The organism is Tenacibaculum sp. SM2510 (genome assembly GCF_057002845.1).
Genome location: NZ_CP192703.1, coordinates 432404 through 446809, shown reverse-complemented (window position 1 = coordinate 446809; position 14406 = coordinate 432404). Strand labels below are relative to the sequence as shown.

Sequence of the window (14406 nt, the reverse complement as noted above, 5' to 3'; positions counted from 1 at the left end):
CTTTAACCTTTTTCTTTACGATTAAGCATCATGACTATTATTACTTTTATAAAGTAAGGTACTTTACATTTTATTTATTAATTGTAAAACTCCTTTCGCTAATTCATCGGCAGCTCTCGGATTATTTCTAAACCATAATTCGGGCTCTATCAACTCTAATTCAGCAAGCGCTAAATTGTTGTTGTTATCGGTAAAAACATCAACTCTGGCGTAAATAGGAAGCTCATCGCATGCCTCTACAGCTTTTTCAGCAAAATTAATTTCTAGCTGAGTAGGAGTGTAGCTGTGTACTGAACCTCCAAAATCATCTTGAACTCTAAAATCTCCTTTTTTAGCAATTTTTAAAACAGCATGTGTAAATTTACCGTTTATAACGATTAATGAAATTTCACCTTTTGCTACAATGTTATGTTGAAAAGGCTGCAAAATCATTGCTTCTTTAGTGATTAGTTGCTTAAAAATAGTTTCATGTTCGTAAATGTTTTTTTTGTTTATTCGATAAGTGTGCCTACCTCCGCCAGAAACACAAGGTTTTAGTACAAATTCATTAAGTTGATAAGTTGTTGCTAATTCTTTTAAAGATCTTTTTTCGATGGTTTCTATAAAGTAAGATTCGCAAATATGCACTTCTTTTCTTTGTAGATCTTGTAAATAGTGTTTATCAATATTCCAACGAATAATAGCTTCTGAATTTAATAAGATAGTTTGCTTAGAAACACTGTTTAACCACTCAGAAAACTCACCGTATCTATCAAAATAATCCCAAGTAGATCTAAATATAATATATTTAGTTGTAGCCCAATTAAACGTAGCATCATTCCAAGAAAGACGACCAACTTTTAAGCCTAGTTTTTCTAAAGAAACTTTTACGTAATTGTCTTCTTTTAATACATTTTCACTGTAAGTACCAACTTTTGTAGGATTTAAATACCTACTTTCTGTAAGAATTATAACATCATAAATTTTCATGTAGGAAATTTACAATAATTTATGATGTTATTTTGTATAAAATAATTGCGTAAAATAGTAATTATTGTTTGTGTCTTTTTGAATACCTATAGCTGTGTGCGTATAGTTACCTTCAATATTTTTTTTATGATCAGAACTTTTTAGCCAACCTGCAACAACATCTTTAGCTGTTTTATAGTGGGAAGCAACATTTTCTCCAAAACTAACAGCATTTACAAGTTTTCTTACTTCAGTAAATCTTGTATCGAAATTATCGTGACTTATTTTATTTTCAGCAATCATATACTGTGTATGTTCTAATGCTATTTTTGCTATTTGATCATTAAAAGCAAGTGTGTTTTTACCAATGCTACTTCTGTGTTCATTTATTAATTTATGAACTTCTTGAATAATAGTGTTGTTTTCGGTTGTATCAATATCGTTTATTGAGTTTTCGCTACATGAAATAAATATTAGGGAAGAAAATAAAATTAAAAAGTATTTTTTTGAATACATATTTTTGGGGTTAAGGTTTTAGAAAAAAATAACGTTCAAACTTACTTTTTATTTTGTTGATAATAATCTAACACATGTTTAGGGATTTCAACACCTTCAATTAATTGATTATCAGAGATAGGGAATTCAGCAACTTGTTTTATAGGAACTACGCCTGCCCAAATAGGTAAGTCATAATCTTCTGGTTCATCAACAACACCAGTATCTCTAACTTTTGCAGAAGCAGTTTTAATTGTGAACTCTAACACTAAAGTTCTATCTAATTCTTTTTGATGCATCGGTCTTAAAGAATCCCATTGATTTGGAACCATTTGATCTACAATCCACCCTAAAATCCCCGTTTTTTCAGTGTCTTTTTCAATTTTATTTAAGTTTCCAAAAAGAGTTACAGAACGATAATTTACAGAATGATGTAAGCCAGAACGCGCTAAAACCAATCCGTCTAAATGCATAACAGTTATTGACGTTTTTCCGCTTTTTAAAATCGATAATAACATTCTGTTCGCAGTTGAACCGTGAATGTAAATTTTATCATCTCTTCTGGTGTATGCCATCGGAATTGTAATAGGATTACCATCATAAATATAGCCAACATAACATAAAAAACCTGCATCTAAAATAGTGTTGATTTTCTCTGCATCATAAGTTGCCCTATTCTGTCCACGTTTTACTCTATTTAATTTCGATTGTTCGAATTCTGCCATGTTATATTTCTTTTGATAAAACGTAGTTTTCGTATTCTTTCCCATTGACAATAAAATTTAACTCACCAATGTTTTTAAACTCATTTCTATGGTAAAAACGAATTCCTCTTTCGTTTTTAATATATACAGATAGCCATATTGCAGTTGCTTTTTTTTCTTTGACATTATTGATGATAAAATCTAAAAAAGGTTGCCCAATTTTTAATGGTAAAAACTGATTTAAAATATAAATTCTTTCTAATCTTGCACTACTATTAACTGTTTTATCTTCAAAAGGATAGTTTAATACAATTTTTGAAAAACCAACAGGTAAATCATCTACAAAAACAATATGAAAGAGGTTGTTTTTGTCTTCTAATTCTTCTGTTATTTTTTTTATCGAAAAAGCATTTGCGCAATAAGCTAATAAATCATTTTTATCGTCTATAAAATGACCATGAGATTCTGTGTAAGTAACCCTACCTAATAAGGCTATAACTTCAGTATCTGAGGTTGTTGCTAATTTAAACGTAATCATCAATTATCTATTTTTAGGTTTTATTTCTCTAAATTTATCAGAATTAAATTTCGCTTTCTTTAAATCTTTTGGAGCATATATTCTTTTTGTTGATGCAGGATATTTTACTATCATTTCTGATGTTCTTATAGGTCGTTCAACAAAATTACCAGCACAACTAGGGCACACATTTTCGAAGATTTCTAAAGCACATGTTTTACAATAAGTACATTCAAAAGAGCAAATCATAGCCTCTGAAGAATTACTAGGTAAATCTTTGTTACAGTGCTCGCAATTGGGCCTTAATTCTAGCATTATAAATAACGCTCTTTTATAATATCAATATGCCAAACGCTGTGTCCTAACAATATAAAAGCACAAGCCCTTGCTGATACTGGTGAGTTGCTAGCAGTACCTAAATTGATTAAGTTTTCATCAGAAATACTGTTTATTAAATTCATTGAGTATGATCGAGAAATAGTAAATTCTTCTAGCAATTCTTCAATAGATTTATCGTTTGCTCCAGAAGGAACTATGTAAATATCTTGATCGAAACTCGTCATAGCTGTTGTATCTTTTCTTGCAATACGTAAAAAACGGTACATAAAGATGCGTTCGGTATCAATAATATGTTGTAAAAGCTCCTTGATTGTCCATTTTTCAGGTTGATAACGGTATTCTAATTTATCTTTAGGTACAGACGAAAAGAAATCGACAATCATTTTCTTATCCTCTTCAAAACCTTTTTTTAGATCTACAGAATCAGCTACTTTATCTAAATATCTTTTATAATACTCATCATGTTCGTTCGATTGTACGTTTTGTTTTGTCATTTTTTTAATGTTTTATTGTTCAAAAATAATATATTTATGGATTGTTATAGTCATCCAGAAAAGATATAATCAGTAGTCCAGATGTTTCCGTATAAAACCAGTTTTAAGTTAGATAGAAAAGGTTCTCAATCTTTGTACTTGCAATTGTCTAATCAGTTTATTCAATTGATAAAAGAACAAAAATTAAAACCTAAAACCAAACTTCCAGGAAGTAGAAGTTTAGCGGAGTTGTTAAACGTGCATAGAAAAACAATTGTTGCTTGTTATGAGGAGTTAGTATTACAAGGTTGGGTAGAAAGTATTGCTAAAAAGGGAACTTTTGTGCATAGTAATTTGCCTTTATTACAACAAACAACGTTTCATAAATTAGGTTTTAATACTGAAGATGCACAAACTGGTTTTTCTTTCTATAAAAATAATACGCCTCAAATTGAATCGAAAATACAAAACGATGCCATTATGTATTTTAATGACGGTGTTTCTGACGGGAGATTAACACCAATTAATGAAATTGTAAGAACTTACAGAAGAATTGCGGCTAAAAAAAATGTCTACAAACATTTGGGGTATAACTCAGTTTACGGAAGTGATAAATTAAGAGAAGTTTTAGTTAATTATTTAAATGCAACAAGAGGATTACAAATAGCCAAAGAAAATGTTTTAATAACTCGCGGAAGTCAGATGGGAATTTGGCTATCATCCCAATTACTATTAAAAGAGCAAGATGTTATTGTAGTTGGTGAAACAAATTATGCTTCGGCAAATGCTACTTTTTCAAGTCAAAAAGCAATGTTAAAAACTGTTTTAGTTGATGAAAACGGAATTGTGACTGACGAGGTTGAAACTATTTGTAAAAAGCAACAAATTAAAGCGGTATATGTAACTTCTCATCATCATCACCCAACAACAGTAACATTATCTGCTGAAAGAAGAATTCATTTATTAAATTTATCTAAGCAATACAACTTTGCAATTATAGAAGATGATTATGACTATGATTTTAACTACAATCACGCACCAATTTTACCTTTAAAAAGTCATGATGCAAATAAAAATGTAATTTATATTGGTTCAATTTGCAAAACTGTTGCGCCCGTTTTTAGAGTTGGTTATTTAATAGCTTCTAAAGAGTTTGTGGATGAAGCAGCAAATCGAAGAAAAATAGTAGACAGGCAAGGAGATGAGTTGTTAGAACTAACATTTGCAGATTTCATAAAGTCTGGCGATTTAGACAGGCATATTAGAAAAGTAATGAAGATTTATAAGTTACGAAGAGATTTGTTTTGTTATTTGCTAGATAAAGAATTGAGTAACTTTTTTAAGTTTGATAAACCAAAAGGAGGTATGGCTGTTTGGGTAGTCTTAAACAAAAAATACTCTTGGAAAGAAATTGCAAAAGAAGCATTTAGACATCAATTAGAAATTGGCGATTATTCTCGCTATGAAGCTACAAATATAAAACACAATGCGATTAGAATTGGTTTTGCTAGTTATAATGAAGAGGAAATTCACGAGTTAATAGCTAGATTAAAAACTACAATATTAGCGCTTAAAAACTAGCTTTTATCATTCGATCATTACCAGAAAAATCCTTTTTAAGTTCAATCTTATTAAAACCTTTGTCTTCTAACATTTTTACGGTTTCTTTACCTAAATATTGATTGATTTCAAAAAATAACAGTCCGTTTTCTGATAAATGAAGTTTTGCTAAATCGGCTATTTTATCATAGAATATTAACGGATTATTGTCATCAACAAATAAGGCTAAATGTGGTTCGTTTTTTAAAACGTTATTTTTAATCTCTATTTTTTCAAGCTCTCGAACGTAAGGCGGATTAGAAACAATAATATCTAATTTCACGTCATTATGAGAAGTTTGCGAAGAAGTAACCTCATTCTTATTAAAAGATTGCTTTATTTTATTAGTAATGATGTTTAAATTCTCAGTCTTTAAAATATCAGCTTCAAAAAAATCAATTTCAACTGAATTTAGTTTGGCATTTTCTTTAGCAGTAATTAAAGCTTCTTTAGATACATCAATAGCTAAAATTTTTGCATTTGGTAGCTGCTGTTTTAATGAGATAGGAATACAACCTGTTCCGGTTCCGATATCTAACAGGGTTAAAGATTTCTCGACTGCGCTCGAAGTGACATCCAAAGATTTTGCAACTTTTTTACTTTCCAACTTTGTAACTTCACTAATAATCCATTCTACCAATTCTTCGGTTTCTGGTCTTGGAATTAACGTGTTTTTATTCACCAAAAAAGGCAATCCATAAAACTCTGTATTTCCTAATATATACTGAATAGGTTCTTCTTTTTGTAATCTTTTTATAGCAAGATTAAAAAAGGCTAAAACATCCGAAGGAATATTAAAATCAGCTTTTAAGACGGAGTCAATTCGTTGAAAACCCAATTTTTCTTCAATCAATAAAAAGAAAAAAGAATCGATTTCTGTTTGTGGATAGGTTGCTGATAGTTGTTTTGTGAAATACGTCTTAAATTCTTTTAAAATCATTTTTAAGCTTCAATTAAATCTTTTAACATCCAAACATTACAAGAAAAATGACCTGTATTTCCCATCGGCTTATCTAGATTGACAAATCCGTTTTTGGCATACAAAGCTCTTGCCGCATCCATATAAGGCATGGTTTCTAAATAACATTGTTTGTATCCCTGGGCTTTTGCTTTAGATAAACAATAACTAATTAGCTTACTACCTAAGCCTTTTCCCCTTGCTATTGGCAAAAAATACATTTTTTGTAGTTCGCAAATAGTATTTTCAAAATCAGGTAAACCAGCAAAACCAACACCACCAACTATTTTATTTTGATGCTCTATTACAAAATAGGATGTTTTTTCTTTTTGATACGTTTCAAACATCTCATCAGTTGCTTTATCTTCATAAGCGGTACCAACTTTGGGCGCACCAAACTCAGTTAAAACAGTTCTAATAACGCTGGCTATTTGTTGATTGTCACTAGGTTTAATTTCTCGGATAATAAAATCAGAAGTAGTCATAGGAATACCTTATTTTTGCTTCGCAAATTACCTAAAAAAATAAGAATCAGAATGAAGAAATTGGGGTTTTTTATAGTAATAGTATTTATTGTGAGTTGTTCTGTTAAAGAGAAGCCTGTATTTATAAAAATAGATAATATTAAAATTATGTCTATTTCTTCAGATACAATTCGATTACAAGCGAAAGCTTTCTTCAAGAATCCCAATGATATTGGTGGAAAAATAGCAACAGATGAAATTAAAGTAATCGTAAACGGCGAAGAAGTAGCTCAGGTTTCTTCTGATGAGTTTGATGTTCCTGCTCGTAACGAATTTAATATTCCGTTACAAGTGGTAATTCCTGCTAAAAAGATATTCGGAAATAATAAAAACGGAATTTTAGGGGGGTTAATTAATTCAATTTTAAATAAAAGTGTAAAAGTGCAGTTTAAAGGAGATTTACGTTATACTATATTTGGTTTTTCTGATGTATATCCTATTGATAAAATAGAAGATGTTAAAATAAAATTCTAGTTTTTTTGAACCAAGAAAATTACATACAACGTTGTTTACAATTAGCCAAAAATGGTATTGGTACTGCGCGTCCAAATCCGTCAGTTGGTGCTGTTATTGTTTGTAATGATAAAATTATAGGTGAAGGATATACAAGTGTTTATGGTGGTAATCACGCAGAAGTAAATGCCATAAACTCAGTTGTAAATAAAGAATCATTAAAACAAGCAACGATTTACGTAACCTTAGAGCCTTGTGCGCATTTTGGTAAAACACCGCCTTGTGCCGATTTAATAGTAAAACATAAAATACCTAACGTTGTAATTGGTTGTGTTGATACGAATAGTTTGGTTGCGGGTAAAGGAATTGAGCGCCTAGAAAATGCAGGGATCAATGTAACTGTTGGTGTTTTAGAGGCAGAATGTAAACGACATCATAAACGATTTTTTACTGTTCAGAATAAAAAACGACCTTATATAATATTAAAATGGGCAGAAACTTCAGATGGGTTTGTAGCACCGTTTCGTCATTACGAGCAAAGCGAAGTAACCTATAAATCGATAAAGAGATTGCCTCAGCAAAAAAACTTGCTTCGCAATGACGCTAAACCAGTTTGGATTTCGAATATATACTCACAGCAGTTAGTTCATAAATGGCGAAGTGAAGAACATGCTATTTTAGTTGGTACAAATACTGTAATTGCAGATAATCCGTCATTAACAGTGCGCAGTTGGTCAGGCAATAATCCGATTAGAATTGTATTAGATAAAAACTTACGAATCTCTGAAAACGCAACGGTATTCGATGAGAAAGTAAAAACGATTGTTCTTTTTGATAAACAAGAACAAAGTGAAGATGAAAAAGATAACTCTTTACCTAAAGTGTCACATCGAGCGCAGACGAGATGCAGTAAAGAACTAATTTTTGAATCTATCGATTTTTCATCCCACGTAGCGGAACAAATATGTGATGTATTACAAAAGCACAATATTCAATCTGTAATTATTGAAGGAGGCACACAAACGTTGCAAACTTTTATAAATGCTAATCTTTGGGATGAAGCAAAAGTTTTTACAGGAAAGACAACGTTTAAAAGTGGGGTAGTAGCTCCGGTTTTAAAAGGAAGCTTAGAAAAAGAAGAGAACATCGAAGGTGATGTATTAAAGACATATATAAATGATTAAAAATATAATTTTCGATTTTGGTGATATCTTCATCAATTTAGATAAAGAAGCTACTTATAATGAATTAGCAAAACTGGGCGTAACCAATATTTCTGAAGATATGATTGCAACCTATCATCAATATGAAATGGGTTTAATTTCTACGGATGAGTTTGTGAATTTTTATAAAACCAAATTTCAGCAGTTAAGTCATGAAAATTTAGTGAATGCTTGGAATGCTATTTTATTAGATTTCCCGAAACGCAGATTAGCGTTTTTACAAGAATTAGTGGCATCAAATAAATACAGGTTATTCTTATTAAGTAATACAAACGATTTGCATATTTCTTGGATTCAGAATAATTGGGGAACAGAATTGTATAATGAATTTAAAAGTTGTTTTGAGCAGTTTTATTTATCACATGAAATAAACTTCAGAAAACCAAATACAAATATCTACGAATTTGTATTGAGTGAAAATAATTTAAAAGCATCAGAAACTATATTTGTTGATGACTTAAAAGAAAACACTGAGGCAGCCAAAGAATTAGGAATGCAAGTTTGGAATTTAATTCCAAGAAAAGAAGATGTAGTTGATTTATTAAAAAGAAAAGAATTTTTAGCGTGATTTATTTAGTTTTAAGTGTATTAGTTTCTAGTTTATTATTTGTAATATTCAAATTGTTTGATGTTTTTAAAATAAACACTTCACAAGCCATTGTTGTAAATTATGTTATCGCATTATCTTTTGGTTTATTTGCGTCAAACGTTCCTTTATCAATTACACAAATACCACAACAACCTTGGTTTATAGGTGCTTTTTGTTTAGGTTTTTTATTTATTGCAGTGTTTAATGTAATGGGAATAACGGCACAAAAAAACGGGTTATCTGTTGCTTCGGTAGCAGGTAAAATGTCGGTAGTTATACCTATTGTAGCTGGAGTTTTTATGTATAATGAAAGTGTTGGTATAATAAAAGTTGTAGGTATCTTAATGGCATTAGTTGCTGTTTATTTATCTTCTGCTAAAAGTGATATTTCTCCTGTAAAATTTAAAAATTTAATATATCCGTTGTTATTATTTGTGGGTTCTGGTTGTATTGATGCAGGTTTAAAATATACCGAAACAACTTATGTGTCAGACGGAGCAGTACCTATGTTTTTAGCAACTATTTTTGGTTGCGCCTTTATATTGGGTTGCTTTTTTATAATAACACAATTAATAAAAGGAAGTTTTAAATTTCAATGGAAAAATATTTTAGGAGGAATTGCTTTAGGAATTCCTAATTATTACTCTATGGAATTTTTACTAAAAGCATTGCAAACAGAAGGACTAGAAAGTTCAACTTTATTCACGATTAATAATGTATCTGTTGTTATTTTAACTACCATTTTTGCATTGGCTTTCTTTAATGAAAAGCTGATTAAAAAAAACTGGATTGGAATAGGATTAGCTGTTATTAGTATTTTATTAGTAGCTTCGGCGTAATGAACGAAATAAAAGACACCTACAAAACAATTGATGTAGCTTCCGAAGAAACATTGTATAAAGACCGTAATAGTAAGTTTTTTGGCTATGCATTTCCTGTTTTTAATGAAGATGAAGTTAAAGAAGCTATAGAAAATTTAAAAAAGAAACACCATTCGGCACGCCATTTTTGTTATGCTTGGCAATTCGGAACAGATAAAATACGTTTTAGAGCTAATGATGACGGTGAACCTAGTAACTCTGCAGGAATGCCAATTTACGGACAAATACAAGCCTTTGAGGTAACCAATATATTAATTGTTTCCGTTCGTTATTTTGGTGGTACAAAATTAGGAGTAGGAGGTTTGATAAACGCTTATAGAACTTCGGCTCAATTAGCTTTAGAAATTTCTGATATCAAAGAAAAAACGGTTGATATTGATTATCAATTAACTTTTGGATATGACATGATGAACAAAGTACAGCGTATCATTAAAGAGAGAAATTTAAATATAACCAATCAAAAATTAGAAATGAATTGCCAATATATTCTTTCTGTGCGTAAAAAAGATGCACAAATGATTTTTGATATTTTTGATAACCTATTTAAGGTTGAAATAAAAGAAGTTGAGTAAAATGCAAATAACCAAACTTACCTCAAAAAGTATATTACCACTTACTTGCTCAAGATCAGGAACCTGTTGTTTTGGTAAAGACGTAATGCTAAATCCGTGGGAATTATTTCGTTTTAGTAGAGAAAAAAAAGTTACTCCAAAAGAATTTCGTAATCTTTATACCGAACATGGTGGGATTCAATTATTGTTTGATGGAAAAAAAGATAGAAAAGGACAACATGCATGTAGCTTATATATAGATAATGCCGGTTGTAGCGTTCATGAAGGTCGCCCATTGGCTTGTAGATTATATCCGCTAGGGCGTCAAGTGCAATTTGATAAAGCAGCGTATATTTATGAAGGAACTCAATTTCCTTGTTTAACCGATTGTGCTGAAGTTTTAGATTTACCTAAATTAAGTGTTGGTGATTATCTTAAAGGGCAAAAAGCTGATAAATTTGAAAAAGCTTTAGATGAATATTTAATAGTGATGCAAAATATTGCGGATATTGGTTTCGAGTTGCTTTTAGATACAGGTTTAGCGGCATCTGGAGACATTAAAACACTAGCCGTATGGCGAGAGTTAGGACGTGAAACTCATCAGTTATCAGTAATTAGAATAGGAGAGGAATGGATGAATTGTTTAATGGTACCTGAAATAACTATTGATGCTGAAAATCCGACTACTTTTGCGCAAAAGCACAACGATTTATTACTACAAAAAGCACAAGAAGAGTTTGGGAATATACAAACGTTAGAAGAATTTCATGAAGCATCTGTTCTACTAATTGCTGTAGCATTGCATTTATCTAGAGGTTTAGGAGCCGATACAAAAGGTATTTCCGAGCATTGGGTTGAAATAGCAAAAAGCCATGGAGCTAAAGAATAAATACTTTTCATATACTAAAAACGTTGTAATGGTATAAAAGATTTGTGAAAATTAAGTGGTAATTATTACACTTAATTTTTAATGCTTACTTTTAAAGCAACATAACCAAATCTTATAATTTCATGCGGTTTTTACTTATCTTTTTATGTGCTTTTTCTTTTGGGTTTACAGCACAAGTTAATGCACAATCATTATCTGAATCCGATTATGATATACTACAATATAGGCTTCTAGGACCTTTTAGAGGCGGGAGAAGTGCTGCGGTAACAGGCGTACCAAACAAACCAAATCTTTATTATTTTGGATCAACTGGTGGCGGAATTTGGAAAACGACAAATGGTGGTCGACAATGGGAGAATATTTCTGATGGTTTTTTCGGAGGAAGTATCGGAGCAATTTCGGTATCAAAATCCGATCCTAATGTTATGTATGTTGGTGGTGGTGAAAAGACAGTACGAGGTAATGTGTCATCTGGTTACGGTATATGGAAAACAGTAGATGCAGGTAAAACTTGGATAGAATCTGGTTTAAAAAAATCAAGACATGTTCCTAGAATAGCCATTCATCCAACAAATTCAGACATTGTTTTTGCCGGAGTTATGGGTAACTTATACAAACCGACTAAAGAACGCGGTGTTTATAAAAGTATTGATGGCGGTAAAACATGGAACAAGACTTTGTTTTCTAATGAACACGCAGGAGTTGTCGATTTACAAATGGACCCAACAAATCCACGAATTTTATATGCATCTACATGGCGAATTAATAGAACTCCTTATAGCTTAAACTCAGGTGGTGAAGGTTCTGCGCTTTGGAAAAGCACAGATAGTGGAGAAACATGGACAGAAATTTCTACAAAAAAAGGGTTTGCAGAAGGTACTTTAGGTATTATTGGAGTAACAGTATCTCCAGTAAACAACCAACGTGTTTGGGCTATTGTAGAAAACAAAGATAAAGGTGGATTGTATCAAAGTAATGATGGAGGTGAAACATGGAAACAAGTAAATAGTGAACGTAAAATTCGTCAACGTGCTTGGTATTATACACGTGTTTATGCAGACACAAAAGATGTTGATAAAGTGTACGTTTTAAATGTACGTTATCATAAAAGTGTGGATGGAGGAAAAACATTTAGTACACACAATGCACCACATGGTGATCATCACGATTTATGGATAGCTCCAGAAAATCCAGAGCGTATGATTATAGGTGATGATGGCGGGGCGCAAGTTACATATGATGGAGGAGAAACTTGGAGTACTTACCATAATCAACCAACATCACAATTTTATAGAGTAACTACTGATAATCATTTTCCGTACCGCATTTATGCAGCGCAACAAGATAATTCGACAATAAGAATTCCACATAGAACTGATGGGGGAGCAATAACCGAGGATGATTGGGAATCTACGGCTGGAGGAGAATCGGCACATATTGCTGTTGATCCCAAAGATAATGATATTATTTACGGTGGAAGTTACGACGGTTTTTTAACACGAGTTAATCATAAAACAGGAACTGTCCGTGCAATTAATGTTTGGCCAGATAATCCTATGGGACATGGAGCTGAAGGCATGAAATATCGTTTTCAATGGAATTTTCCAATCATGTTTTCAAAACATAATCCAAATAAATTATACACTTTTTCGCAACATGTTCATGTTACTGAAAATGAAGGGCAATCATGGAAAATTATAAGTGATGATTTAACAAGAAACGACCCAGAAAAATTAAAATCGTCAGGAGGACCAATTACCCAAGACAACACATCAGTAGAATATTATTGTACCATTTTTGCTGCTCAAGAATCACCATTAAAAGAAGGATTACTATGGGTTGGAAGTGATGATGGGTTGATTCATGTCACAAAAAACGGCGGAAAAAATTGGCAAAATGTAACACCAAAGGGGATGCCAGAATGGATGATGATAAATAGTATTGAACCAAGTGCTTTTGATAAAGGTACCTGTTATGTAGCTGGAACAAAATATAAAACAGGCGATTTCACTCCATATCTATATAAAACAACAGATTACGGGAAATCTTGGACTAAAATTACAAACGGAATTAATCCAGAGCATTTTACACGAGTAGTTAGAGAAGACCCTAAACATAAAGGTTTATTGTATGCAGGAACAGAAACAGGAATGTATATTTCTTTTGATGCAGGTAAAAATTGGAAGCCATTTCAATTAAATCTACCTATTGTACCCATTACAGATTTAACGATAAAAGACAATAGCTTAATTGTAGCAACCCAAGGTAGAAGTTTATGGATGATTGATGATTTAACGGTTATTCATCAATTATTAAACAGTGAATCTTCAGGGGATAAACTATTTAAACCAAAAGACGCCTACAGAATGCGTGGCGGTAGTAGAAAAGGTAGTAAAACATCAGGAACAAATATGCCTAATGGTGTGGTTACTTATTTCAACTTAAAAGATTATGATAAAAAGAAAGATACTATTTCATTAACCTATTTTGATGTAAAAGGTAATACTATAAAGTCGGTAAGTACAGCAAATAAAAAGAAAAACGTTTTGGTAGCTAAAAAAGGAGGAAACCAATATATTTGGAGCATGACTTATAAAGGTGCAGAAAAACTAAAGGGTATGATTTTATGGTGGGCAAGTTTAAAAGGACCGAAAGCAATTCCTGGAGTTTATAAAGCAAGCTTAAATGTAAACGGAAAAACTCAAGAACAACCGTTTACCATTCTTGCAGATCCAAGAGCAGAAAGTACACAAGCTGACATGGAAAAGCAATTCGATTTTATAAAAGATGTAAACAAAACTATGGATAATGCTCATAAATCTATAAAAAAAATAAGAAATATAAAAAAGCAATTATCAGCTTTTCAAAACCAATATAAAAATAATTCGTTAGTAAAAGATTTGATAGAAAAGGCAAAAGACTTAAAAAAGAAATTCACAAAAATTGAGGAAGCCTTATATCAAACAAAAAACAGAAGTGGACAAGATCCCCTAAATTTCCCGATTCGATTAACTAATAAACTAGGGCATTTAAATAGCTTAGTAAGTATGGGCGATTTTGCGCCAACCGAACAAGATATTGCCGTTAAAAACGAGTTAATACAAAAAATAAATGTACAGCTAAAGGTTTTTAACGAGTTATTAAGCAAGGAAATAAAAGTGTTTAATACTGCTTTTAACAGCAAAAAGTTAAATTATTTATTTATAGAAAATGAATTATAAAGAAAACACAGTGAATCTAATTTACCTTTAATAACATCTTAA

The 14406-nt window shown here is 31.4% G+C and carries 16 protein-coding genes; 8 read left to right on the top strand and 8 right to left on the bottom strand.

Annotated elements, in window-relative coordinates; all coding sequences use genetic code 11:
* Positions 1–63 precede the first annotated feature (63 nt).
* Genes ACQ629_RS01960 through ACQ629_RS01935 form a run of 6 tightly spaced genes read right to left on the bottom strand, consistent with a single transcriptional unit; the run spans position 64 to position 3497 of the window.
* Positions 64–969, bottom strand: coding sequence for an ATP-grasp domain-containing protein (locus ACQ629_RS01960; protein ID WP_483706279.1), 906 nt, complete (start codon positions 967–969; stop codon positions 64–66).
* A 27-nt stretch (positions 970–996) separates the two neighbouring features.
* Entirely contained in the window at positions 997–1464 is a 468-nt protein-coding gene (locus ACQ629_RS01955; protein WP_483706278.1) for a CAP domain-containing protein, read from the bottom strand.
* 41 nt (positions 1465–1505) lie between these two features.
* Positions 1506–2213, bottom strand: coding sequence for a pyridoxamine 5'-phosphate oxidase family protein (locus tag ACQ629_RS01950; protein ID WP_483706277.1), 708 nt, complete (start codon positions 2211–2213; stop codon positions 1506–1508).
* Entirely contained in the window at positions 2170–2685 is a 516-nt protein-coding gene (locus ACQ629_RS01945; RefSeq protein WP_483706276.1) for a GNAT family N-acetyltransferase, read from the bottom strand. Before ACQ629_RS01945 ends, ACQ629_RS01950 begins: the two co-directional genes overlap by 44 nt.
* Positions 2686–2688: 3 nt before the next feature.
* A complete protein-coding gene (locus tag ACQ629_RS01940) occupies positions 2689–2979 on the bottom strand; it encodes a DUF1272 domain-containing protein (RefSeq protein WP_483706275.1) in 291 nt (96 codons plus the stop codon).
* Positions 2979–3497, bottom strand: a complete 519-nt coding sequence (locus tag ACQ629_RS01935) for a DinB family protein (protein ID WP_483706274.1) — start codon at positions 3495–3497, stop codon at positions 2979–2981. Before ACQ629_RS01935 ends, ACQ629_RS01940 begins: the two co-directional genes overlap by 1 nt.
* Before the next feature lie 81 nt (positions 3498–3578).
* Between ACQ629_RS01935 and pdxR the strand changes: the two genes are divergently transcribed.
* On the top strand, positions 3579–5057 hold the full coding sequence (gene pdxR / locus ACQ629_RS01930; RefSeq protein ID WP_483706273.1) for a MocR-like pyridoxine biosynthesis transcription factor PdxR: 1479 nt from the start codon (positions 3579–3581) through the stop codon (positions 5055–5057).
* Here the strand turns inward: pdxR and prmC are convergent.
* Positions 5047–6015: a peptide chain release factor N(5)-glutamine methyltransferase gene (prmC, locus tag ACQ629_RS01925; RefSeq protein WP_483706272.1), complete on the bottom strand. Its 969-nt coding sequence runs from the start codon at positions 6013–6015 to the stop codon at positions 5047–5049. The genes pdxR and prmC overlap by 11 nt on opposite strands.
* A 2-nt stretch (positions 6016–6017) precedes the next feature.
* Complete coding sequence (locus tag ACQ629_RS01920; RefSeq protein WP_483706271.1) at positions 6018–6518, bottom strand: GNAT family N-acetyltransferase; 501 nt, start codon at positions 6516–6518, stop codon at positions 6018–6020.
* 51 nt (positions 6519–6569) lie between these two features.
* Between ACQ629_RS01920 and ACQ629_RS01915 the strand changes: the two genes are divergently transcribed.
* The 7 genes from ACQ629_RS01915 (at position 6570) to ACQ629_RS01885 (ending at position 14364) form a co-directional block, all read left to right on the top strand.
* Positions 6570–7031 (top strand): LEA type 2 family protein, encoded by a 462-nt coding sequence (locus ACQ629_RS01915; protein WP_483706270.1) that lies wholly within the window; start codon positions 6570–6572, stop codon positions 7029–7031.
* Between the two features lie 5 nt (positions 7032–7036).
* A complete protein-coding gene (gene ribD, locus ACQ629_RS01910) occupies positions 7037–8194 on the top strand; it encodes a bifunctional diaminohydroxyphosphoribosylaminopyrimidine deaminase/5-amino-6-(5-phosphoribosylamino)uracil reductase RibD (protein ID WP_483706269.1) in 1158 nt (385 codons plus the stop codon).
* On the top strand, positions 8187–8801 hold the full coding sequence (locus ACQ629_RS01905; protein ID WP_483706268.1) for an HAD-IA family hydrolase: 615 nt from the start codon (positions 8187–8189) through the stop codon (positions 8799–8801). The genes ribD and ACQ629_RS01905 overlap by 8 nt, the downstream gene beginning before the upstream one ends.
* On the top strand, positions 8798–9661 hold the full coding sequence (locus ACQ629_RS01900; protein ID WP_483706267.1) for an EamA family transporter: 864 nt from the start codon (positions 8798–8800) through the stop codon (positions 9659–9661). Before ACQ629_RS01905 ends, ACQ629_RS01900 begins: the two co-directional genes overlap by 4 nt.
* Positions 9661–10275, top strand: coding sequence for an IMPACT family protein (locus ACQ629_RS01895; protein WP_483706266.1), 615 nt, complete (start codon positions 9661–9663; stop codon positions 10273–10275). Before ACQ629_RS01900 ends, ACQ629_RS01895 begins: the two co-directional genes overlap by 1 nt.
* A 1-nt stretch (position 10276) precedes the next feature.
* Complete coding sequence (locus ACQ629_RS01890; RefSeq protein ID WP_483706265.1) at positions 10277–11143, top strand: YkgJ family cysteine cluster protein; 867 nt, start codon at positions 10277–10279, stop codon at positions 11141–11143.
* Between the two features lie 122 nt (positions 11144–11265).
* Positions 11266–14364, top strand: a complete 3099-nt coding sequence (locus tag ACQ629_RS01885) for a VPS10 domain-containing protein (protein WP_483706264.1) — start codon at positions 11266–11268, stop codon at positions 14362–14364.
* Positions 14365–14406 lie beyond the last annotated feature (42 nt).

Bases quoted from the DNA above. Each gene is read 5' to 3' on its own strand.
- ACQ629_RS01960 (WP_483706279.1), bottom strand. From the start codon at position 969: ATGAAAATTTATGATGTTATAATTCTTACAGAAAGTAGGTATTTAAAT.
- ACQ629_RS01955 (WP_483706278.1), bottom strand. From the start codon at position 1,464: ATGTATTCAAAAAAATACTTTTTAATTTTATTTTCTTCCCTAATATTT.
- ACQ629_RS01950 (WP_483706277.1), bottom strand. From the start codon at position 2,213: ATGGGAAAGAATACGAAAACTACGTTTTATCAAAAGAAATATAACATG.
- ACQ629_RS01945 (WP_483706276.1), bottom strand. From the start codon at position 2,685: ATGATTACGTTTAAATTAGCAACAACCTCAGATACTGAAGTTATAGCC.
- ACQ629_RS01940 (WP_483706275.1), bottom strand. From the start codon at position 2,979: ATGCTAGAATTAAGGCCCAATTGCGAGCACTGTAACAAAGATTTACCT.
- ACQ629_RS01935 (WP_483706274.1), bottom strand. From the start codon at position 3,497: ATGACAAAACAAAACGTACAATCGAACGAACATGATGAGTATTATAAA.
- pdxR (WP_483706273.1), top strand. From the start codon at position 3,579: ATGTTTCCGTATAAAACCAGTTTTAAGTTAGATAGAAAAGGTTCTCAA.
- prmC (WP_483706272.1), bottom strand. From the start codon at position 6,015: ATGATTTTAAAAGAATTTAAGACGTATTTCACAAAACAACTATCAGCA.
- ACQ629_RS01920 (WP_483706271.1), bottom strand. From the start codon at position 6,518: ATGACTACTTCTGATTTTATTATCCGAGAAATTAAACCTAGTGACAAT.
- ACQ629_RS01915 (WP_483706270.1), top strand. From the start codon at position 6,570: ATGAAGAAATTGGGGTTTTTTATAGTAATAGTATTTATTGTGAGTTGT.
- ACQ629_RS01905 (WP_483706268.1), top strand. From the start codon at position 8,187: ATGATTAAAAATATAATTTTCGATTTTGGTGATATCTTCATCAATTTA.
- ACQ629_RS01895 (WP_483706266.1), top strand. From the start codon at position 9,661: ATGAACGAAATAAAAGACACCTACAAAACAATTGATGTAGCTTCCGAA.
- ACQ629_RS01890 (WP_483706265.1), top strand. From the start codon at position 10,277: ATGCAAATAACCAAACTTACCTCAAAAAGTATATTACCACTTACTTGC.
- ACQ629_RS01885 (WP_483706264.1), top strand. From the start codon at position 11,266: ATGCGGTTTTTACTTATCTTTTTATGTGCTTTTTCTTTTGGGTTTACA.